Here is a 21,383-nt window from a genome sequence, read left to right as displayed (position 1 = left end):
CGGCGTCAAAAAATAGCGCCCGGTTAAGGGCGCGAAATCAATTCAGTAAGGGAATCTTTCACCCATCAGCCCCAGCGTGGCGGCGATGGGGATGCCTTGCTCAGAAAAATGAACGCGTAACGTTAGCCTGACGGTTTGCTGCTGCGTGCTGCCGTTGGTTTTCTGCGACAGCACCGAGCGGTAATCGATACGAATGGTGCGTTGCGGCGGTTGGTGGGCGATAAAGGCCACTATCACCGCCATTTCAACACCTTTCAGCAAGTCCCTGATGGCGTTGTCATTCCGGTCTTCAAGACAGTGCTTGTGCGCCGAAAGGGTAATGGCCAGATCCAGCGGTAAGCCAGCGTCCAGCGCCTTGTCATCAAGGTTAATCAGTTTGCCCTGGTTAAGGGCTTCTTCGCGTGAATTCAATGCGGTATTCATCATGCGTCTCTCCGGTAAAAGGCCAGGGAAACGCCCCGGCGGGGAATTTCCCCGGCAGGGTGAATGCTGTGCGTCAGAACTGCGCTACAGGCTCTGTTGGCGGTGCGTCTGGCGCTGGCTGGGATTCAGCTTCGCGCTCTGCCCGGTAAACCTCTTCACCGTCAATTTTGATGAGCCCGATGTGCAGCAGATGGGCTTTCAGGCTGACACCGGTTTCGCCTTTACGGTCGCCTTTGCTGTAGACAAAGGTGTCGGCATACAGATCGCCGAGGCGGAACTGGATCAGCACCTTGCGTTTCTGCTCGCAGGCGTCGATACAGCGGCGCACCAGTTTCTGCGCTTCCTTGCCGCTGACGCGGCAGTCGAACCAGGTGTGCTCCGCGTTGCTGGCTTCGCCCCGCAGTGCGGCAATGTCGCAGCACAGGAACGGTTCGCCTTTTTTCGGGGTCACTTCCCGGATCCGGTTGAGGTAGCCCAGACCGCTGGTGTACAGGTTGAAGTAGTGGGTATCGTTCATGGTGGTATCTCCGTGTTGAAAGGTGCGGAGGCCCCATGCGCGGGGATGCCCCGCTTCGGGTTTGGCTCATGGGCTGCAAGGCCTCTGAGTTACTGGCAGTACGGGCATTCCGCGCTGTGCGCCTCCGCGTTTCAGGAATGCATGGCGGACTTTGGTGATAACGGCATTACAGCAACAGCTTTCGGGGGGAGAGGACAGCGAGATTTGTTACCGGTGGCTGAATAATTTCCGTGACAGGCTGAGAGGAGAGTATGTGATTTTCATCACAAAATTGCGCTTCAGTGAGTTGAAAAGTTGTACAGGAACCTTATCTAGAAAGCGGGTAAGAAACACCTGCCCACAAGACATGAACTTTTTGAATATTCTTTTTTACTGTTCAGGAGGTACATGATGACTCTCAGAACTTTTCCCGTGTTGCACGATCTCTCCGATTCTCTGTTTACGGACCGTTTTAACCGTATCGATCGCCTCTTTAGCCAGCTAACCGGCAGCACGCCGTTACCCTCCACGCCGTCGTACAATATCCGTCGGCTGGGGGATAATCGTTATGAACTGACGCTCAGCGTGCCGGGCTGGAAAGAGAGCGAACTGGAAATTGAAACCGTCGGCGGTCAGCTGAACATCAGCGGTAAACGTGAAGAGGAGAAAACCGAAAGCGGCGAAGAAGGGTGGATCCATCGGGGTATCAGCCGCAGCGACTTCCGGGCCAGCTATAGTCTGCCGGAGCATGTGAAAGTGACCGGCGCTTCGCTGGAAAACGGCTTGCTGGCGATTGAATTACACCAGGATATCCCAGAAGAAGAGAAACCGCAGCGCATCGCCATCAACAACAACCCGGCGATTGAACACAAGCCATAATTGTTCACTGTCGTTGTTTTCACGCCCGGCAAACGCCGGGCGTTTTGCTAACCTGATGAGCCACTTTTCTGGCCTCTGACTATTTGAGCCGTGAGCGCTGTAACGGTTTCTTGCTGCTGCGCCAGGAACGCCTCCAGCCCCATTTTCCCCGTCGCGATGTCATCCAGCATCTGCTCCCATAGCGCAGTGGTGCCCGGATCTTTCAGCGTTTCCGGCAGGGCGTCAATCAGCGCGCTGGCGGTATCCGTTGCCAACAGAAAGCGGCGTTGCTTAATCAGATAACCACGCTTAAGCAGCGTCTGGATAATCCCGGCGCGGGTGGCTTCGGTGCCAATACCGGCGTTCTCTTTCAGCCGCTGTTTCAGGCGCTCATCGCTGACAAAACGGGCGGCGTTTTTCATCGCGGCAATCAGCGTCCCTTCGGTGTAGTGCTCCGGTGGCTGGGTCTGGCGGGCGCGAACGTCCACCTGTTCCACCTCGCAGGTTTGTCCCTGTAGCAGGGCGGGAAGTGCCTGCGTTTCTTCCGGCGATTGGGTTGCCATCTCGCGCAAAAACAGTTGTCGCCAGCCGCTGACAATCACCACTGAGCCACGGGCAACCAGCGTTTCCCCGGCGCAGTTCAGGCGCAGGTCGGTTTTGTCCACCTCATGGTCCGGCAGAAACTGCGCCAGAAAATGGCTGCGTACCAGGCCGTATACCTTGCGCTCACTGTCGCTTAGCTGCGTCAGATCCACCGTTTTACGGGTCGGGATAATACCGTGGTGGGCGGTGATTTTACTGTCATCCCATAGCCGGGAACGCTGTTGCAGGTTGAGCTGTGTGGCGAGGGGCTGCAGTGAGATGTCGCTGGCGACCAGCGCCGCCAGAACCTGCGGTGCTTCAGCGTGCATGGAGAGCGGCAGCCAGCCGCAGTCGGTGCGCGGATAGGTGGTGGCCTTATGGGTTTCATACAGGCGCTGGGCGATATCCAGTACCTCCTGCGCGCCCATGCCCCACTGTTTTGAGCAGACCTGCTGCAGGGCGCTGAGGGTGAAGGCCAGCGGTGGCGGCGTTTTCTCCCGCCGGGTTGTCACGTCCATTACCAGCGCGGTTCCGGCCTGTTGCAGGCGCGCGGTGGCCTCGCGGGCGGCGGATTCTCGGATACAGCGCCCTTCGTCATCGCAGTAAGCTCCATCGGGCTGCCACTGTGCCAGAAAGGAATTGCCGCCTGTATGCAATCGGGCATCTACCCGCCACCAGGGGCGGGGCGTGAAGCGGGAGATCTCCCGGTCGCGCTCCACCACCAGGCGTAAGGTCGGCGTCTGCACCCGGCCCACGGAGAGCACACCCTTGTGCCGCCGGTTCATTAGCGTGCAGGCGCGGGTCATGTTGATGCCGACCAGCCAGTCGGCGCGGGCGCGCGCCAGTCCGGCCTGGTACAGCGGAAACGTGTTGTCGCCGGGTCGCAGGGCAGCAAGCGCCTTGTGGATACTGGCGTCATCCAGCGCCGACAGCCACAGCCTTTGGACCGGACCGCGCCAGCGGCATTGTTCCAGAATTTCACGGGCGATGGTTTCGCCTTCGCGGTCGGCGTCGGTGGCAATCACCACTGCATCCGCCTGTTTCAGCAGCTTTTCGATGATGCGGAACTGCTTGCGCACCTCCGGGCGGATCACCAGCCGCCACGCCGGAGGAATAAACGGCAGATGCTCTGCCCGCCAGTGTTTCAGTTTCGGATCGTAATCCTCCGGCGCGGCCATGCTCAGCAGATGGCCAAAGCACCAGGTGATGGTCACGGTGGCGCTATGCAGGTAGCCATCGCTGCGGTTACGGGCGTCAAGAACACGGGCGATATCGCGCGCCTGAGAGGGTTTTTCGCACAGGTAAAGTTGCATGGGCTGTCTCCGGTGAAAGGGAGTTCAGCATGGTGTGCCGGAGGGGTAAGGCGACAGGGGAAACTGGAGGGAGAAGGTAAAAATTGCACCTTAAAACGCGCAGTAAGCGGATAGTGCCTGCTTTAAGGTGCATAAAGTGAGTTTAAAAAAATCGCTAAAGTGACACTCAGGGTTTAACTTTGCGCAAAATTTTAAACCAGCGTGGTTAACGGCTGTATTCGCCGCAGCATAAACATCACCACCGAAAGCTGCGTATTCAGCACCTGTCGCCGCCATTCGAGCGCCATCAGCGCATCGCGCAGTTCATCGCTCACGTCCGGCTGTTGAATGGCCTCCTGCAACGCCACGCCTCCCGAACGGTTGTTGTCCAGATTGCGCCAGCGCAGATAGCTGACGCCGGAGCGCGCCGGGTTACTGCACAGGATCAGCGGTACGTTCCGCCCCGGCAATTCATACACCGCCTGTTTCAGCATCGGCTGACGTTGTTGCAGTTGCGCGCGCAACGTCTGTAATTCCCGCACCAGCGCTCGCAGCTCTCCCTTACCCTTAAAGGCCTTTAAAAGGCCCTTTAGCGAGCTTTTGCGGGCGGCGCTTTCTTCGTCGTCGTCATTGAACATCGCGCTGTATCTCCGCAAGCATCTTTTTGGGCAAATTCCCTAGCTTATGCGCCATCGTCTGCGCCAGCGGACTGTTTGCCCGCACGTCGGCGCGGGTCACGCCGGTGGTGCGAAAGCGGTTCACGAAGCTGAACACCTGGAGCATCAGGCGTGGGATGGTGGCAATGAAATCGCGCTTCTCCGCCTGGGCGATAAGGCCGAGATGCCAGGCAAGCAGGGTGCGGCGGACCAGCAGATCGTAATCAATCAACTGTTGCAGCAGGCGCGAACCGGGCGGAGAGAACAGCGCCAGCGGCAGGATGAATTCGGTCGGGGACGGGTTACTGACCTGCGTGGTGTGGATAGCGCTCGGCAGGCTGGCGAAGGCCTGGTCCAGCCGACGGTTTTTTTGCTTCAGCAGGTGGGCGATCAGGTTCAGGCGGATGCGCAGTTGCTTCAGCCAGTGGGCGGCCCACGGATCGTCGGCCTCTTCGGCGCGCAGCAGACGCCTGAGTAACGCCAGACAGAGCAGCATGCCAGTGGGATGCGCCTGCCACAGCCGGGCGGCGACGCGGGTGTGCAGGGTGATGCGGATATCGCTGAACAGGGTTGTGCCAGGCATCGGAAATTCTCCATGGATTCAGATGCCCGCAGTGTCGGTCCGCGCAATGAGTCAGGCGACGGGAAACCCATTTGGTTCACAGAAAGTTAATTTCGCCGATGAATGAGGTTTGATTGATAGCTGGTACACCGGCTTTATGCGCTGCGCATAAAATCGGGGCTATCTTCGCCTGCGCCGAAGCTGATTGAACTCGCCCCGTCTGGCCCGCTCCAGCGTCGCCAGCAGGTAGGCGAGGGGACGGTGGATATCGTGGGCGGCGATCCGCCACAGACAGTCGTCCAGCACCTGCTGGCAGAGGTCGGGATCCAGATTGCGCATGGCGCGTTCGGCGGCGCGGCGCTCGCTGGCGCTGAAGGGATTATCCACAGGCCAGTGCAGCAGTTGCGTACGCTTTTGATGTTTATTGTTTAAATCTGTACCAGTATGTACGCAATGCGGCTCCGGCTGCCCGCCAGCCCCCGCCGCATCACTGAGTCTTAATTGAAGACTCGGGCATTTTTTACTGAGTCTTCGATTAAGACCAGGGGCGGTCTTCAATGGAGACTCAGTGCAGGTTCGTCCACTGTCCACAGGTTGTTGTAGGGCGAGCAGTAACCCGATGGCGATGTTGCGGATACGCCGGTTGTGGTGGCGGGAGCAGGCGGTGAGCAGCGCCAGATATTCTCTGTCCATCCGGCAGGCATCGGCATGAGTCAGTGGCGCATCATGCAGGGCGTAGAGGTTACCGGTGATCCTGCCGCTTTGCTCGTCGCGCAGCCGCTGGCACAGGCTCAGCCAGCGAGTGATCCGCAGCATCACCAGCGCGTTGCTGACCGTACTGCGCGAGGCCTTCTCGCCCTCAGGCTGGTCGGAGAGCCAGCCCTGTAGTTCGTTGTAGGAGGGAAAGACGCCGCTGCCGTCGTCGCGGGCGTGCAGGCGCAGCAGTTGCCACGTGAACTTGTCGCGCGGGGAGAGGTTGCGCGCCAGCAGCAGGCGCTTCGGCACGCTCTGCTGTGGGTTGCCGAGAAACAGCAGCCGATCGTCACTCTTCATGCAGCAGCTTCTCCTGAGTCCACTGGCGCAGCAGGTTCCAGATGACCGTCAGCGACAGATCGTGTTCGCGGGCCATCGCTATCATGGCGGTCAGCGCTTCGGGTGAGTCGAGCTTTTTCACGTCGGTTTTCTGCCACTCGTTCCACACCAGCGTCTCCACCTGCTCATCCGGAGCATTGTTGCGCCCTTGCCGAACAAACAGGCCAATCAGCCGTCGCCGGGCGCAGACCTCCGGCGTGGAAAGGCCAAAATAGTGGTTGATGAACTCGATGGACGCGCCCAGCGACAGGGCTTCCTCCAGACGCTGCTGGAACAGCCGCTCCTGCTCCATCCTTGCCAGCATCCGGCCCAGCATTTCGTGGTCAATATGGGTGGTGATGAACTGCACCGCGCTGTTGCTGAGAAACAGGATGTCGTCGGCGGTAAGGCGCGTCAGCTCGCACAGCTCCTGCGGGCTGAAGCCGAGCGATTCGCAGTAGCGGATCTGCCCCTCCTTCAGCGCCTGGACGATGTGGGTGAGTACTGCCTGGTTAACTGAGGGCGTCATGGCGAACCTCCCGCAGCCGCCGCTGGCGGCACAGGCTGATAAGCTGCATAAGTTGCTGGATCTGAGCGTTGTCGTAGTCCGGCGACAGCAGCAATTCGAGGGCGGGCATCGGCGTACTGGTGTCGCCATTTAGGGCGGCTAGTACCTGATAGCAGCGCTGTGCCGCCGGATGGGGAAATTCGTGGCAGGCCGCGAGGGTGAAACCGGCCGGAGCGCTGTCGTCCGGCTGGATACAGGCGTCCAATCCCCAGCAGGCACACAGCGACCGTGCCGTATGCACCAGCGGTGAGGGCTTTGACTCATCGGGCGCGGCGGGTTCAGTCGGTGGCTCAGGCTCTGGTAGTGGTGCTTTTTCCACTTCCGGCGGTGGCGGCCAGAGGACCTTTTCGACCGGAGGCCCCAGCAGCACCTGCCGCTTGCTCTGGCCATCGGTCAGTTCCGCCAGCAACGTATTCCAGCTCATGCCGCTGCGACAGCTCATCTCGCCGAGCAGTTCGTCCTGCACCAGTTGCGGTACCACGGCTTCCGGCTCGCCGTTGAAGGTGGCGAGGGCGGTGCTGAACAGGTCGGCAAATTCCGGCTGGCGTTCCAGCGGCATCAGCTTTGCCCAGACTTGTTCCGCTGCGCTGCGTAGCGCCAGCAGGCGATCGATAACCTTTCGGGTCAGACCGCCATATAGCGCGTTAGGGATGCAGGGCAGCAGCCAGTCGACGGTCTGCAACATCCGGCTGATTTGCGACTGGCTGACGGGATAGCCGTCTCGGGTGAGTTGCTCCGCCAGCGCCAGCTGCGTCGGGCATTCAACACCTGCCTCGAGGTAAAGATCGCGCAGGTGCAGGATCCCTTCCGCGCGTTCGATAAACATCAATCCATTATGCAGGTCGCTTTCCGCCAGATGGCCGATCAGGCACTGGACTTCGCCTTGCTGCGGTGACAGCGTTTCCGGCCACGGTCTGAACGGCCAGCAGACGCGGTGGTAACGTTCATCCTGCGTCTCCTGCCACAGTTCATTGAGGATGGCGAGGCGCGTATTCCCGCCGCTGGCGAGCATATATTTTTCATCGCCGGGGCGACGGGTCAACACCGGCGGGTTATCCAGCCCGCGGGCAAGAATTGACGCTTTCAGTACGTCATAGCCGGGGTTGCGGGTGACGCGGGGATTGAGGGCGAACGGCTGGATTTGTTCCAGAATGACCTGGACCATTTCCTGTTCTCCGGTAGTGCTGGCACCGTGAAGCCAGCGGTTGAGCAGGTGTGAAGCGCACATAATCTTCCTCCGGCATTCAGACATCGCGGGTAAGCCGGATGCGCTGGTGGATCCAGGCATCCACCTCGCTTTCCAGCCAGGCGACGTGGCGGCTGTTGAGTCGGATGGATGGCGGAAACTGTTGCAGCTGTATTTGCCGGTAAATCCACGATTTACCGAAGCCGATTTTGTCTTCCACCTGGCGTAAGCGTAAAAATCTGTCGCTATTCATAACCATTCCTCCTGTGTCCAGAGTCGTTCACATCAGCACGATGGGCGTGGTTATCAAAGCAGCAGCGTCCCTGCCAGGCAGTAAAAATCCTTATCTGGGTTAGTGAGAGTTGTTAGTTGAAAGGGTTAGTTGACCGCGTTACGGCGGTGCGCCGCGCTGGAGTGCAGTTTTTAACGTCTCGGCGCTCAGCGGCAGGTGCATACCTTCTTCACGCGCCCAGCATTCGAAAATGTTCAGCAGTTTGTAGGGATGCTCCAGCATTTCATCGTCCAGTTGCGGGTTGTGCTTGCAGGCCAGCCACAGCAAACGGGAAAGCGCGGAGGTGATCCGCTCCTTTGATTCTGGCTGATGACGGGTCAGGAAGGCTTCGAGATGAGTGCGGCGGATGACGAACAGTGCGTCAGGAGGCAATGTATCCTGCAGGTAGCAGACGGACAGACTGAGCCGGGATTTCAGGTCATTGCGTCCATTGCCATACAGCTGGCCAATCAGCAGATGCAGCTCTTCCTGGAGGTTGTTCTGCGTGGCGAGCAGTTCCAGTAAAAGCTCTCGCAACGATTTGCGGCAACAGAGTTGGTAGTAGCTGTCGTTTTCATCGCAGACCACAATGCCAATCTGGTTGCAGCAGTGGGTATCACTGGGGCAAGGGTGATTCAACGATTTCGCCAGTTGCTGGTGGAGCAGCAGGCGCTCAAGGCCGATCAACGGCAAATTCCACAGATGGCTGGTGGTCAGTTGCAGAGTCGGGTCGCGTCGGCATGGCGGAGAGTTGGCCATCACTTTGCGGTTGCCGGGTTTGTTGCACTGAGAAGGTGGAAAGGGCGGCTTGCTGAATCGGCAGGCAAAGCGGCAAGGAGGATTGAGTGGTCTCAGAAGTACGGGCGAGGGGAAGTAGACTGAGAGAGGCAGATCGCCGTGCAGGGCATGGCGGATCAGATCGGCAGGCAGCAATGTGATGTTGTGCTGCCGGATAACTTCTGCGGCCTCATCCAGCGTCAGCCACTCCTGGCGGATTTTGTGTGGGGGCATGGCGTATTCCTTTTTGTGTTGTTGGTTGCGTGTAGTGCTTGTTGATTGTGAAAACCGGTGTGAGATGTTTTTGCTAAAACAACTAACCTGATCAGTTTAGTTAACGATCTTTTCAGACATAATCTGGTGATGAATTACGCTGGAAAAACAGGATGTAACATTGAATAGCTCGGAAGACGATTTGCTTGAAGTTGCGTGGTATTTGTCGAAGTACGGTAAATCTCAACCACCCGTAGGACTGGGTGTCCAGAAATGGAAAGAGGCTTTTGCCTTGTTTTATCCTCGCTTTGGAGCGGGTAAAACCGCCAGCGAGTTTCACAATAGTCTGAAAAATAGTCGTGACCGTTTTGATTCCTGGCTTAGTGATGTGCGTGTCGGCTGGCGTGACGAGCAGGGCGCTCCTGCTGCGCTTTCTCATTCAGCGCAGCGTGTTCATCAGCGATTGAGTGTGCTTTCTGATAGTGCAATTGAGCAGCACGTTCTTTCGTTAATATCGTCTGATGGAGATGAACAGGCGCAACGTGACTGTCTTATTATTCAGCAGGATAAAACTATTGAAGATACCGTACGCGAGCAGCTGATTGCGGCACGGCTGGGGCAGGGTTCCTTTCGGAAAAATTGTCTCATGCTGTATCCGGCATGCCCCGTTACGGGAACGATGTTTGCGCCGTTACTCCGCGCCAGCCATATAAAACCGTGGGCTGCCTGCGAGAATGGGAGTGAACGCCTTGACCCTTATAATGGAATTATATTAGCTGCACACATTGATATTCTATTTGATCAGGGATGGATTTCGTTTGAGAACGATGGGCGTTTATTAATTAGTAAGGAGCTGGATATTAGTGTTAAAGAGCAGTGTTTGTTACCGGAGAAAATAAAGGCGTTTTCTGTTGAATCGTATTGTTATCTGGAGTGGCATCGGGATAATTGTTTAAGGTAGTAGGTTGTTTTTTTTACTGCGAGGGCTATTGAGTACGATAGGACTCATGTTTTTTGAGAGTGTTGAAGAAATGTCTGCGCAGACATTTCTTCTTGTGAAGCTCGTTATCTATTTAGATAAAACCATTGCCTTACGATTGACAACCTGCGTTCAGGGATTTCTTCATGGTGAATTGATCTATTATGTGGGTTATATGAATGTTGTGACTGGTTGAAATAGTGCTAATATTACAGCGATACTGCATCAAAAGTGACAGAATATTGGCACTTTATAGCAGTTGACTCATTCTGAACGGTAAGTCATATAAATCTTTTGTACTTCGGGGTCATCCAGGCTTTCATAAGAGATGTTCTCTTTATCTAAACCATCTAGCCCCTTAATCCCGCCAATAATAGCCGGCCAGGCATCCCGGTTTGTGATGTTCACTACGAATGGTTCCAGGTAACGATCAAGGTGCTTTTTAGATGGTTCTCCGATTTCGTCGCTGAGTGCCTTCAAATAGTCATTCTTACTTGTCTGTGACCAGTCAATGGCAAAACTGGCTCGAAAGGCGAGTTCCATAAACACAAGCAAAATAGTACGCCCATTACCACCGAGGAAAGGATGTGCAAAGGCTAATAGCCCCATGACTTCTCCAGGCCTTTCCCGGAAACGTTGCTTGTTATTGGCCAAATAAAGGGCGTATTCGACAGCCATACGGATGGAGTCAGGTCGCTCGAAGACCGTGTGACGGGGGTTATCCTGAGAACCTTTGAAAACGGCAAGATGGGGAACGAGTTCGTTACGGTCTTTTCCTGCCCAGGGATAAAAATCGGAGAAAAGGATCTCATGGACTTTAAGTACAGCCTGGTAATCTATAATTTCTGTTTGAGCTAAGTAGTTGAATGCGATTTCAATACTTGCTTCAAAAGCAAGATGTTCTGCCCGTTTGACCTCTTCAGGCTCCTTAAGCTGAAGGACATTTTGAAGATAGCCTGCGGTATCGAAATCGCCAAATGGATCAAAACTCATGCAGTGGCTTTTTTATGAAAGTGCTTTTGTTCGCGGAAGTAACGTCCCTGAAGCTGTAAAATTTCAGCTTTACTGAGTACACCTTTCTTTTTAAGGTTTACCAGTAATTGCTCAACATTATCCAGCTCGACAGAGTCATCGGCAAGTGCGGTAATGGTCACAGCAACGCGGCTCATGCCATCACGGTTAGCTGTAACATTGTTATCTTTTGCCAGCTGTTGAACATAGCTAGCGACACTAACGATAGTTTTATGGGTCATGTGGCCATCCTCAGTTCCTGGTTAAATTTTAGCATACCGAGGTTGCGGTGTCTTCAGAACAGCAATAAACACATCATGTGTGATGTGGAGAGCTGATGAGGCAATTTAGGGTTAGGATAGGAATTGTCGATGAGTGATAATCACGCAACTTTGTGATCTTCCACGCAGTATTCAATTTTATGTCCCATTTTGGGGGCAAATCCTCAAAATAAAATCTCACAACCCATTAATTTTCAATAAATTAAAAGAAAAGGCGAGTCCGGCCTTCGCACCAAATCCCCCAATCAGTCCACTAAAATCTTTTTTGTATCTGCATTTCATCATTTGAAAACCTCCTGTTGAGGCATCTGTTCTTCTGGCTCCGATGCGGCTAACACAGCACGCTCCCCACTTTCCACCTCCGCTTCCTCCTCACACCACCTTTCAAACAGCCTGGCGAATCTGGCGCTTTGCCAGGTTTCTCCAACCTGGCTCAAGATAAAGCCAGTGACCACAATAGCGGAAATAAAGTAAAACAGTGAAAATGCGATAACCGAATTTACGCCCCCGCTGGCCAGTAACGATTGTATTGTCGTCCACCAGGCGCAAGCAAAAATGACGATTGAAAATAGCCAGAAAACCCCGCTAACGATGTGAAAATTTTTTATTTTTTTAGCATCTACAGAAAAAAGATTTTCTTCACAACGATATAAGGATGGGTTTTTAAGGAAACTCATTAATCGTACATCATATGAGCCGATATTTTTATCAGCGATAAACGCGATCAGCTGATGGGCGTGCCAGACAGGAAGAGTAATCCCGATCTGCTCATACAAAATTTCATTTGTACCGTCTGATGCGTCCTCGAGAGTTTAGTGTCGGGTATTTCAGCGTTCGCTATCTCAGCGATTTTATTCAGCACCTCTATTTTCGTTTCAATAGGTACCTTTTCGAAGCGGATTTTTCGCTTTGCTGGCGGGCTGGATATCACTTTTCCCGCCCAGTCGATGATCTTTTTAGCCACATATAAAACCGCGGGTAGTAATACCAGCTTTGCAATATCTATCTCGTTAATGGCTCCCATCGTTATTCCTTTATAAAATGAATACGCAATGAATTTACAACACTGAATTTATTTTATGTAGCCCTCATTATTATGAGGGCTTCGATATGGCTAATTCCTGGGCTGGCGCATAGTCTGACTTATTGCCTTCCGCTCAATACGGCTCCTGCCCGGAGGCCGTTGTACTTAAAGACTGAAGCCAATCTCCACCGATGCCGCACTGCGTTCCCCCTCGCCATGGTAAACCGCTTCGATATTGTTACCATCGGGATCGAGTACAAAGGCCGCGTAGTACCCCGGGTGATAAGTTCGCTCACCGGGTGCGCCGTTATCACTGCCGCCATGTGCTAGCGCTGCCTGGTAAAAAGCATCCACCGTCTCACGATCCCTGGCCTGGAAAGCCAGATGATGGCGTCCTGTCGGCTTACCTGCGGAACCGGGGCTATTAATGGATGAAACAACAAGCTCATCAGCCCAAAAATAATCGTCGTAGGTATTCACGACAGGGATCTCAAGGACCGCCAGCACGGCTGTATAAAACGCTTTGCTGGCCTCGAAATCATTTACCACAAGCTGGATATGGTCGATAAGCCTGCCGCGATGTAATCGGTAAGTCTCCATGATGGTTTCCTCATTCAGTCGTATTAACAGGTATTTATCCGTTATCTAAAAGGAACGTTGTACGGATTTGATGGATGAGTACAGGCCCGGGGTGGCGAAGAATCTCAGTCAACAGAGCATGATATTCAAGTCCAGTCTGTCACCGCAATCCTGACCCCTCAACCCCGTCCCCCAATCACCCCGATAAACTCTCTGACCTGCTTCTGCTTCCTGGCCGACAGCTTCTCCACCCTGCGCATCACGGCTTCCAGCTCCGGTTCCGGCTCAACCGCCGTCAGCACAATACAGCCCTCCATCACCCGCACCTCCACCCGGGTACCGGTCGAAAACCCTGCCGCCGCCAGCCACTGGCCCTTCATGAGCAGCGCCGGAACAAGACGACGATCTGGCAAACGTCTCACATAACTCACCGTCAACTGACGCTTATTTTTCGGCGACACTTCTGGATCAAATGAATCTACAATACAATCAGCATTAGTCATGGTTGCTATTCTCGCGAAATAGTAATTGTGATCAGCGGTGCGGGTGTGTTGGCGCACATTCGCACCGCGCTAAATAACACCTGTAAACCTAACCAGTAATAAAAATAAAGTCCAGACTTTAATCGGACATAATAAACACCTTTAACCGCGAATTAAGAGTTAACAGAATGCGTGATACTATTAATTAGCGCCTGTTGAAAATGACTTTCCTGATATTGCTGAAATAACCGCAAAGCAGATTCAAAAAATAAAAGTGAGATAATGCGCGCAACAGAATGCCATGTCCAATTACGGGCACCCCATCTCTTTTGCCAGCGAACCCTTCCGGGACTTCAGGCGGCGGGCAATACCTGCCTGCAGGGCGGACCAGAACGAGAGCGCCGGATGAGTCCGCCGCTCAATCTCCTCCACCGTCACTTGATAATCACAAAAACTGGCGCTTTTGGGCGTCGCCTGATCCAGCAAAAACGCCGCGTATTCGCCCTTATCCGGACTGGAGCCGATAAAAATAATCTTCCAGTATCCGCTGGGAAGCTCCACCTCGGGCGCGGCGGGCAAGGTAGCGATATGTGCCGTTCGAACAGCGGCCCGGTAATAGACCACATGTTGTTATTAAGCGTATAGGCTTCGCGAACCACCGTTTGCGCGCTTCCGCCGGTCGGGCAGCCCACTTCACAATGATCCACGCCTGATGATGCGGCAGCGCACGCGACGGCAAAAAATAGCGACGGCAGTACGCTGAATACTCGGGATAGCTTCATATTATTGATGACGTCAAAGAAAAGATGAATCGATGCATAAAAGAATCCCCTGAATAGCCAGAGCGGAATTCAGCTATGAATCGCAAAGATGAAGTGAGAGCGTAAAAAGAGATAGCCGGTCGCAGCCGCGCGGAATATCACAAGATGATTTAACATCACGGCGGATGTTATTTTGTGACCCTGGAAATGATGTTGAATGAGGTGACCAGACTCTCAAGCTCGCCATTTTCAGCCGGGCTGAACCGGCGGGAATATGCCCGACGACGCGTAAAGCGGTCGGCATCCATGTCGTTGTCTGAAAAAATGTTGCGGCAGGGGAAAACGCTTCTCTCTGCGAGGAGGATTACTCAGACTACGCGGATGACCGATTAAGGAGAGAAGGTATGAAAAAGGAACTCTGGAGAGGCGTGCTGGCACTGACCGTACTTAGTCTCCCCGCGCTGGCGGAAACAGGCGTTTCATTCAGCCACAAAGACTGGGAAGTGGTATGCGATAACACGCTGACCTGCCGGGCGGCGGGATACAGCGCTGAAGAAGGAAGCGGAGGTTCGGTGCTGCTGACCCGCCTGGCCGGAGCGGGTACCGCCGTCTCGGGAGAGCTGATGCTGGCGGAGGTGACCGACAGCGACATTCTGCCGGGCAAACTGACGCTGTGGATCAACGGCCAGCCGGCAGGCGATGTGAAGCCGGCAAAAGAGAGCTGGCCGCTGTCGGAGAAACAGGCCCGGGCGATCGTTAACGCCATCAAAGGCAGCGGGAAGGTCGAATTTACAGGCGGGGAGGCGCCGTTTGAGCTTTCCGGCGAAGGCGCTTACGCGGTACTGCTGAAAATGGACGATGTTCAGGGGCGAATCGGCACGCCGGGCGCGTTGACCAAAAAAGGCGACAGGCCGGAAAGTAGCGTCCGGGCAGCGATTCCCGCCCCGGTTATTCACCGGGTCATGCCTGAGAAAGCGCAGGAGAGAGCGCTAACCGCGCCTGAGCTGGCGGTGTTCAAGCCGAAGCTTCTGGCCACGCTAAATAACGATGATTGGTGCGATCGCCTCCAGCCTGAGGAGGGGGAGGCTGAAACCATCAGCCTGACGCCGCTGGATAACGCGCATTCCCTGATTTCGGCCTTGTGCTGGCGGGCGGCCTATAACGAGGGATACGGCTATTGGGTTGTGGATAGCAAACTTGAGGGTAATCCAACGCTTATTACGGTTTCCGGTTCTGAGTATGGTGACGGCGAGATTTTTATGAGCCAGAAAGGGCGAGGGCTCGGCGATTGCTGGGGGACGGCGAGCTGGCTCTGGGATGGCACAACGTTCCGCAAAAGCCGTGAAGCGACCACCGGGATGTGCCGCTATCTTCGCCTCGGCGGGACATGGGATCTCCCCACCTGGGTGACCGAGGTTAAACCGGCAAAATGAAATCACGCGGCCAGAATCTCTCCCGGCACACACGTCGACAGAGACGGCAGGGAGGGATCTTAACGATCGTCCGCGTCGCGGGATCGCGATCGAGGGGGATGATGTTCAGCGTTCAGCCGGCCTTCTTTTCGGAGCTTTTTGACACCAGCGTGCGCTATACCGGCGTGTCGCTCGGCTTCCAGCTGGCGAACATCGTCGGCGGCCTAACGCCGATGATTGGTACCTTGCTGCTGGTGTGGTCCGGCGGCGCATCGTGGCCCATCTCGCTGTTTCTCGCCTGCATGGCGCTGATTACCATCCTGTGCGTCTGCGTGACGCGGGAAAGCTATAACGATGAGCTTAATGAGGTGAAGAAGTAGCTGGGGAGGGTTGCCCCGCCATGACCGGCGGGGCGGGCGTATCAGAACAGATTAAATTTATATTCGATAATCACTTCCGAAGAGAGCGAGTTGGCCCGGCTGTAATGGCCGTCGGTAAGCACCGGCGTTTTGCCATTCATCTTATAGGACCAGCCCGGCCCGAACATCGCCCAGACGGTGAGATTTTTTAGTCTCGGGTGCGTCGGCACCCAGCGGCTGAAGGCGTTAATTTCCCCGGTACGGACGTGGTTGCCGCGGTAGTTAAACTGGGCGATGTTGCCGGCGAGACCGATCGCCAGCTCTGGCGTCAGGTTATAGTCCGACATATTAGAGAGAACCAGTTCACCGTCGCGCATATAGTCGTTGCCGGCATAGGCCATTGAGATAAAGGTCCCGCGCGAGTTTTTACTCATATGGCGCGGGTAGAAGCCCACTTCATTGGCCTTGTTCGCATCGGTATAGCCCAGACCCCACTTGGTGCTCCAGTTGTCCGCCTGCCACTTCACATCCATGGCGATGTGCCAGGCGTCGTCGTCAAAGTCACGCTTATTCGCCGGCATCGCTTTATACTCGTCCAGCGCGTGAGTGGCGTAAACCTGAGTACCGATGTTCAGCGCTTTTATTGGCTTAATATTGGTAAACAGAATATGGCGGCGCAGATAGTTATCGCTTTCACCATAGCCGTACTGCATGTTCAGGTGCTCGCTTTGCCACAGAATATCGCCGCTGGCGATATGGTTAATGTACTGTCCGCTGTTGGTCTGGAAGCGTTTCTTATCCGGCGAGTTACGATCCATCGCGCTTTCGATGTACGCGCCGCGCAGCGTGAAGGGGCCGTAGTTCACCGCGCCGGTCCAGCCCAAATAGGTGGTCGGGGAGAGGCGGGTCGAGTTGGAGATGACGCCAAAGTTTTTCATCGTCTGCCAGCCCCAGCGGGCGTTCAGATGAGTGTCCGCCAGGCGATACTGCAGCTTGACGTTGCGTTGACCAAATTTGGAAAAGCCTTCAGCGTTGCTCTTTTTATTCCCGCTGCCGTTGTTATACAGCACGCCGCGGGAGTTAAAGTAATCGCTGGCGCCGAGCTTTACCGCTCCGTAGTAAGTGGCATCAAAGCCAATAATATCGGCAAAATAGCCGGACTGATAATCGACGGCAACGCCCTGACCCCAGGCATTATGGACTTTCTTTGGCTCGGTCTCTTCTTCCTTAAGATATTTCCAGTAGTTTTTAAACGATAAATTCATATGGGACTGGCTGAATAACGGATCGTCGAGCACGGTATCGATATAATCGCGCTCCTTCAGGCTGTTAGTGGTCGAAGCTGACCAGGCGCTGGCGGGAATAGCCAGCAGCATAATGGCGACTGTTGTAGTATTGATTTTCATAATAAACCCCAGAGTAGGGACGCAGCGATCCAGGCGAGGTGTTTTCGCCTGAAGTCTGCCGTAATAAATAGTTAAGCGTGGTTATTATTTTTTATCGAGAGCCTGTTTTCCGGCTTCGACATATTTCATGGTGCCAATTTCTGGAACGGTATATTTGCCGTCTTTATAAACAATTTTAACCACCGCGGCATTGGCAAGCGGTTTGTTTTTCGCGTTATCGTCGGTTAAATCGGAAATCATAATCTGCATTGCGGTACCGGATGAAATCGCCAGCACGTTTTTATCGCCCCGGGCCTGCGCGTTTGCAACGATAGTGTGCAGCGCTGCCTGGGTACGGGTTTTTACCTGCTGATAGTTTTCCGCCATACCCTTTGGGTCGGCCGCTGCCAGCGCGTTCTGGTTGGTATCGACGGCCAGGGTGCCCGCTTTCATTTGGCTGAACAGCGCAGCGCCGTCTTTAAGCCCCAGCTCTCTGGCGCCAGCGTCGGCCATATCTTTGTTATAGCCGCCTTCGAAACCGCCGAAGAAGGCTTCCCGCAGGCCGCTGAGCTCAGTAAGTTTGTAATCACTTACTCCGGCTTGCTTAAGGATCACCTGCATGGTTTCACGCTGACGTCCGGCATCGCTGGAATAGAAACTGTCAAACGGAATACCTTTAAGCCCCTCGCCGAGATAACGAGCGACGCGAATGCCGTCTTCGGTAAGCGGTGAGTCCGCCCAACCCTGCACGCGGTCAAACGTATTCAGCAGAGTTTTGCCATGACGGGCGAAATAGATATTCACGCCGTCATCGTTTTTAACTTCCGCCGCAGAGCAGGTTGCCGCACCTGCCGCCATCATTAATGCTATTAGCCACTTCTTCATATAACGCTCCACCTGAATGGTCTTTTTATAAGCAAAAAAAAACCTACGTCAGATATTCGACGCGAAGCATAAATAAGATTATGTTCGCTCGAACGTCTATAACGTAGGTTTCGCCTGTTCTAAACAGTAACAATCCAACAAGGGCGACGTTAGCACTAATTATGAGAAAAGACATCTTCTATTTATTATGAATGTCAATAAATGTGATCGTCTTCATGGAGGTAATTTTGTCGATTGAGTTGTATCTTAAGTTTAATTTTCAGATTAATTGGCAGTTTTCGGCTTAAATAATTTTAGAGGATTGATCTCCGTCACAGAATAATGATGTCCGGGCTGGACTCTTTTACGCTCTGGCGTTATTTTCGCAGCACTCTGGGATTGTTACTGACCACAGGCAAAACCTAAGACCCCTGTCCGCCAATTTGGCGTGCGGCAGGAGTCTTAGGTTTTTTTTTGCGCCTAAGAAATACCTCTGCTACCTAACAAGGAGTGATGATGAGAACGAAAATTCTGACTGCCGCCATTCTGGCGTTATCTGCCGCTGGCGTACAGGCTGCTGAAAAACCGCTGAAAATACTGCTGGTTAACGATGATGGCTGCCAGTCTGTGGGAACCACTTCGCTGCAGGAAAAACTGGCGGCCAAAGGGTATGACGTCTGGATGGTGGCGCCGGCAACAAATCAGAGCGGTATCGGGTCGGCAATTACCTTTAAAACGGGTAAAGTTTTTGATGTCAAAAAAGCCGCAGACAAACGCTACTGCTTCCCTGGAACCCCTGCCGATGCGCTGGATTTTGGCCTGTGGGGCCTGCTGAAAGACGCGCCGCCGGATCTGGTGATTTCAGGCGTCAACGATGGTCCCAATACCGGTATGGCGCAGGTTAACTCCGGCACCGTGAGCGCCGCGGCCCGCGCCGTACGCTACGGTTTCCCGGCGATTGCCGCCAGCATTGGCTACCGCTTCACGGAAGAAGAGATGAAGAACAAATGGCCGAGCACGCATAAGTACTGGCCTGATTCGGTGGATTATGTCGTCTCGCTGGTGGATAAACTTAACGCCGCGCATAAACCGGGAAGCCCGATTATGCCGCAGGGGGCCGGGTTGAGCATTAACTATCCGCCGCTGCCGTCGGCTGAAATTAAGGGCGTTCATTATATTGAGAATGAACAATTCCCTGTACCGCAGATTGGTTATGAACTTCTGGCTGACGGTACCGCCAAACAGACGATGAATCCGGAGGCGATGAAACCGGCGGAAGGCGATAATGACTCGGGCTGGCTCAACAAAGGATATATTACTTACACCTTGTTTGATGGTTCATGGAACGCGCCGCACTACCAGGCGCAGTTTGAGGCGCTGCTCGGTAAATGATGCTGTAGCGATAGTAAATAAGAGGGCGCGGGCTCCGCGCCTTCTTTATATGAACCGGTGATGAAGCGCTATTCGTCGAAGAACCAGTAGCCCTGGTTAATCAAGCGGGTCAGATCGGCGATAAAAGCCGGATTGCGCAGCGCGGCCTCGCCTAGCTCCTCTTTACCCAGCAGAGTATAGCGGCACAGCGAGTCCAGAGCCGCGGGATCGGTTGGCTCCAGCTGTTCGCTATTCACAAAGAAGCTGTCGCCGATGTGCAGTACACGCAGGCCGCTCAGGCGAGTCAGCATTTCACCGCCCGCCAGCGCGTCGACAATCTCCTCTTCTTCAAAAGGCGGTTCAGCGGGGGCAATATCCAGCTCGTGGCGCGGCGTGGTAGCAAAACGCCCAAACCAGCGGCGGAAATCTTCCGGCTGGCTAATCATCTCGATCATCATGCCGCGCAGGCGTTCCAGTTCATACTCTTCTACCCGTCCCGGATGTTCGCGGCAGGTCAAATCCGGATCGCTGTAGTGCTCGCCGCCGAGATCGTTTTCCAGCGCGTAATCGGCAAAGCTGCTGATCAAATCGCGGCCGTTTGGCCCACGGAAGCCGACGGAGTAGTTCAGCGCCGTTTCGTGAGTGATTCCGTCGTGCGGGAATCCGGGCGGAATGTACAGAATATCGCCAGGTTCCAGATCCTCATCAATAATGGGCGGGAACGGGTCGACGTGCAGTAGCGCCGGATGCGGGCAGAACTGACGCATCGGCAGCTTATCGCCCACGCGCCAGCGGCGGCTGCCCATGCCCTGAATAATAAAGACGTCGTACTGGTCGATATGCGGGCCCACGCCGCCGCCCGGTACGGAAAAGGAGATCATCAGATCGTCTAAACGCCAGTCCGGCAGCACGCGGAAGGGGCGCACCAGTTCAGCGGCGGGCATATGCCAGTGGTTTACCGCCTGAGCCAGTAGCGACCAGCCGGTTTCGCCCAGGTCATCAAAATGTTCAAACGGCCCGTTGCTGGCCTGCCATTGACCGTTCTTGAGGCTCACCAGTCGACTATCGACTTCCGGTTCCATGGCCAGCCCGGCCAGCTCATCCGGCGTAATCGGATCGACGAAATTCGCGAAAGCCTTCTTTAATACGACCGGCTGCTTTTGCCAGTACTTTTCTAAAAACTCGGGCCAGTTAATGTTGAGTTGATAAGCCATAGGTTCATACCAATAAGAAGAAACGGGCCTGATTATAGAAAGATGCACCCTCAAGCCGCTTTGTCATGGGTCAAGGCTGGTGCTTAATTCATCATCTGAAGTCACGACGCGGTAAGAGAGGGGGAAACGTAAAGCGGATAACGTTGATTTTCGCAAAATGTCGCTTTTGCCTGAATTCGCTGCAGCCCTTCTGGCGTCTGGCTTTTTCCCATTTTTTCTGGTGTGGATGGGGCGTGGGGAGTTTAAATTATGAGCGTTTGATAAGTTTTTTGTATTTTAAGGGTTGCTATATCCCGGCAGCTCCCTATAATGCGCTCCCACTGACACGGCAGATGTGAATCACTTCACAAACAACCCGGTCGGTTGAAGAGAAAAAATCCTGAAATAACGGGTTGACTCTGAAAGAGGAAAGCGTAATATACGCCACCTCGCAACGGTGAGCGAAAGCCGCGTTGCACTGCTCTTTAACAATTTATCAGACAATCTGTGTGGGCACTCAAAGTGACATGGATTCTTAACGTCCTCGGACGAAAAATGAATACCAAGTCTCAAAGAGTGAACACGTAATTCATTACGAAGTTTAATTCTACGAGCATCAAACTTAAATTGAAGAGTTTGATCATGGCTCAGATTGAACGCTGGCGGCAGGCCTAACACATGCAAGTCGAACGGTAGCACAGAGAGCTTGCTCTCGGGTGACGAGTGG

At 54.3% G+C, this 21,383-nt stretch carries 21 protein-coding genes, 1 rRNA gene and 3 pseudogenes; 6 read left to right on the top strand and 19 right to left on the bottom strand.

The annotated features are described in order from the left end of the window. Window positions 1-42 precede the first annotated feature (42 nt). Window positions 43-426 carry a hypothetical protein gene (locus HMPREF1144_RS25330; RefSeq protein WP_009654405.1) on the bottom strand — a complete coding sequence of 128 codons (384 nt, stop codon included), beginning with the start codon at window positions 424-426 and terminating at the stop codon, window positions 43-45. Between the two features lie 70 nt (window positions 427-496). Beyond that, window positions 497-940, bottom strand: coding sequence for an STY4534 family ICE replication protein (locus HMPREF1144_RS25325; RefSeq protein WP_009654409.1), 444 nt, complete (start codon window positions 938-940; stop codon window positions 497-499). A 387-nt stretch (window positions 941-1,327) separates the two neighbouring features. On the opposite strand from HMPREF1144_RS25325, the gene HMPREF1144_RS25320 reads away from it, so the two are divergent. Continuing rightward, window positions 1,328-1,798: an Hsp20 family protein gene (locus HMPREF1144_RS25320; protein ID WP_009654400.1), complete on the top strand. Its 471-nt coding sequence runs from the start codon at window positions 1,328-1,330 to the stop codon at window positions 1,796-1,798. 47 nt (window positions 1,799-1,845) lie between these two features. Here the strand turns inward: HMPREF1144_RS25320 and HMPREF1144_RS25315 are convergent, their stop codons facing one another. The 8 genes from HMPREF1144_RS25315 to HMPREF1144_RS25280 all read right to left on the bottom strand — a co-directional run bounded on the left by HMPREF1144_RS25315 (window position 1,846) and on the right by HMPREF1144_RS25280 (window position 8,976). Continuing rightward, complete coding sequence (locus HMPREF1144_RS25315; protein ID WP_009654423.1) at window positions 1,846-3,672, bottom strand: DNA topoisomerase III; 1,827 nt, start codon at window positions 3,670-3,672, stop codon at window positions 1,846-1,848. 191 nt (window positions 3,673-3,863) lie between these two features. Further along, on the bottom strand, window positions 3,864-4,289 hold the full coding sequence (locus HMPREF1144_RS25310) for a DUF3158 family protein (protein WP_009654433.1): 426 nt from the start codon (window positions 4,287-4,289) through the stop codon (window positions 3,864-3,866). Further along, on the bottom strand, window positions 4,279-4,890 hold the full coding sequence (locus tag HMPREF1144_RS25305; RefSeq protein WP_009654446.1) for a PFL_4669 family integrating conjugative element protein: 612 nt from the start codon (window positions 4,888-4,890) through the stop codon (window positions 4,279-4,281). Before HMPREF1144_RS25305 ends, HMPREF1144_RS25310 begins: the two co-directional genes overlap by 11 nt. Before the next feature lie 159 nt (window positions 4,891-5,049). Then, entirely contained in the window at window positions 5,050-5,922 is an 873-nt protein-coding gene (locus tag HMPREF1144_RS25300; protein ID WP_009654448.1) for an STY4528 family pathogenicity island replication protein, read from the bottom strand. Then, the gene (locus HMPREF1144_RS25295; protein WP_009654413.1) at window positions 5,912-6,469 is read right to left on the bottom strand and encodes a DUF2857 domain-containing protein; all 558 of its coding nucleotides are present in this window, start codon (window positions 6,467-6,469) and stop codon (window positions 5,912-5,914) included. Before HMPREF1144_RS25295 ends, HMPREF1144_RS25300 begins: the two co-directional genes overlap by 11 nt. Next, window positions 6,453-7,736, bottom strand: coding sequence for a ParB family protein (locus tag HMPREF1144_RS25290; RefSeq protein WP_009654417.1), 1,284 nt, complete (start codon window positions 7,734-7,736; stop codon window positions 6,453-6,455). The genes HMPREF1144_RS25295 and HMPREF1144_RS25290 overlap by 17 nt, the downstream gene beginning before the upstream one ends. A 16-nt stretch (window positions 7,737-7,752) precedes the next feature. After that, window positions 7,753-7,947: a helix-turn-helix transcriptional regulator gene (locus HMPREF1144_RS25285; protein ID WP_001561320.1), complete on the bottom strand. Its 195-nt coding sequence runs from the start codon at window positions 7,945-7,947 to the stop codon at window positions 7,753-7,755. A 138-nt stretch (window positions 7,948-8,085) separates the two neighbouring features. Then, entirely contained in the window at window positions 8,086-8,976 is an 891-nt protein-coding gene (locus tag HMPREF1144_RS25280) for a hypothetical protein (protein ID WP_009654421.1), read from the bottom strand. Between the two features lie 160 nt (window positions 8,977-9,136). Between HMPREF1144_RS25280 and HMPREF1144_RS25275 the strand changes: the two genes are divergently transcribed. Next, window positions 9,137-9,916, top strand: a complete 780-nt coding sequence (locus tag HMPREF1144_RS25275) for an HNH endonuclease (RefSeq protein ID WP_009654449.1) — start codon at window positions 9,137-9,139, stop codon at window positions 9,914-9,916. A gap of 282 nt (window positions 9,917-10,198) precedes the next feature. Here the strand turns inward: HMPREF1144_RS25275 and HMPREF1144_RS25265 are convergent, their stop codons facing one another. The 6 genes and pseudogenes from HMPREF1144_RS25265 to HMPREF1144_RS25240 form a co-directional block, all read right to left on the bottom strand. Then, entirely contained in the window at window positions 10,199-10,927 is a 729-nt protein-coding gene (locus HMPREF1144_RS25265; RefSeq protein ID WP_009654459.1) for a Fic/DOC family protein, read from the bottom strand. After that, entirely contained in the window at window positions 10,924-11,187 is a 264-nt protein-coding gene (locus HMPREF1144_RS25260; RefSeq protein ID WP_009654429.1) for a hypothetical protein, read from the bottom strand. Before HMPREF1144_RS25260 ends, HMPREF1144_RS25265 begins: the two co-directional genes overlap by 4 nt. A gap of 320 nt (window positions 11,188-11,507) precedes the next feature. Beyond that, window positions 11,508-12,250 (bottom strand): annotated as a pseudogene (locus HMPREF1144_RS25255) (hypothetical protein). Between the two features lie 165 nt (window positions 12,251-12,415). Further along, window positions 12,416-12,850, bottom strand: a complete 435-nt coding sequence (locus HMPREF1144_RS25250; protein ID WP_004098173.1) for a VOC family protein — start codon at window positions 12,848-12,850, stop codon at window positions 12,416-12,418. 158 nt (window positions 12,851-13,008) lie between these two features. Continuing rightward, window positions 13,009-13,332: an endoribonuclease SymE gene (gene symE, locus HMPREF1144_RS25245; protein ID WP_009654422.1), complete on the bottom strand. Its 324-nt coding sequence runs from the start codon at window positions 13,330-13,332 to the stop codon at window positions 13,009-13,011. Between the two features lie 288 nt (window positions 13,333-13,620). Further along, window positions 13,621-14,093, bottom strand: a pseudogene (locus HMPREF1144_RS25240) (DNA/RNA non-specific endonuclease). A 383-nt stretch (window positions 14,094-14,476) separates the two neighbouring features. On the opposite strand from HMPREF1144_RS25240, the gene HMPREF1144_RS25235 reads away from it, so the two are divergent. Both HMPREF1144_RS25235 and HMPREF1144_RS25230 read left to right on the top strand, forming a co-directional pair. Then, window positions 14,477-15,505, top strand: a complete 1,029-nt coding sequence (locus tag HMPREF1144_RS25235; protein WP_009654407.1) for a DUF1176 domain-containing protein — start codon at window positions 14,477-14,479, stop codon at window positions 15,503-15,505. Window positions 15,506-15,600: 95 nt separating this feature from the next. Next, a pseudogene (locus tag HMPREF1144_RS25230) lies at window positions 15,601-15,864 on the top strand (MFS transporter); the annotation flags it as partial. A gap of 41 nt (window positions 15,865-15,905) precedes the next feature. On the opposite strand, the gene HMPREF1144_RS25225 reads toward HMPREF1144_RS25230, so the two are convergent. Both HMPREF1144_RS25225 and HMPREF1144_RS25220 read right to left on the bottom strand, forming a co-directional pair. Then, window positions 15,906-17,249: an OprD family outer membrane porin gene (locus HMPREF1144_RS25225; protein ID WP_009654447.1), complete on the bottom strand. Its 1,344-nt coding sequence runs from the start codon at window positions 17,247-17,249 to the stop codon at window positions 15,906-15,908. 84 nt (window positions 17,250-17,333) lie between these two features. Beyond that, complete coding sequence (locus tag HMPREF1144_RS25220; protein WP_009654458.1) at window positions 17,334-18,113, bottom strand: histidine phosphatase family protein; 780 nt, start codon at window positions 18,111-18,113, stop codon at window positions 17,334-17,336. A gap of 495 nt (window positions 18,114-18,608) precedes the next feature. On the opposite strand from HMPREF1144_RS25220, the gene surE reads away from it, so the two are divergent. Continuing rightward, entirely contained in the window at window positions 18,609-19,484 is an 876-nt protein-coding gene (gene surE / locus HMPREF1144_RS25215) for a 5'/3'-nucleotidase SurE (RefSeq protein ID WP_004098184.1), read from the top strand. Window positions 19,485-19,552: 68 nt separating this feature from the next. Here the strand turns inward: surE and HMPREF1144_RS25210 are convergent, their stop codons facing one another. Further along, a complete protein-coding gene (locus tag HMPREF1144_RS25210) occupies window positions 19,553-20,677 on the bottom strand; it encodes a cupin domain-containing protein (RefSeq protein ID WP_009654410.1) in 1,125 nt (374 codons plus the stop codon). Between the two features lie 603 nt (window positions 20,678-21,280). On the opposite strand from HMPREF1144_RS25210, the gene HMPREF1144_RS25205 reads away from it, so the two are divergent. After that, a 16S ribosomal RNA gene (locus HMPREF1144_RS25205) occupies window positions 21,281-21,383 on the top strand; the annotation flags it as partial.

The organism is Klebsiella sp. OBRC7, assembly GCF_000293135.1.
Lineage (GTDB): Bacteria > Pseudomonadota > Gammaproteobacteria > Enterobacterales > Enterobacteriaceae > Klebsiella > Klebsiella michiganensis.
Note: the sequence above shows the minus strand (reverse complement) of the source record. Positions and strands in the feature narration are given on the sequence as shown.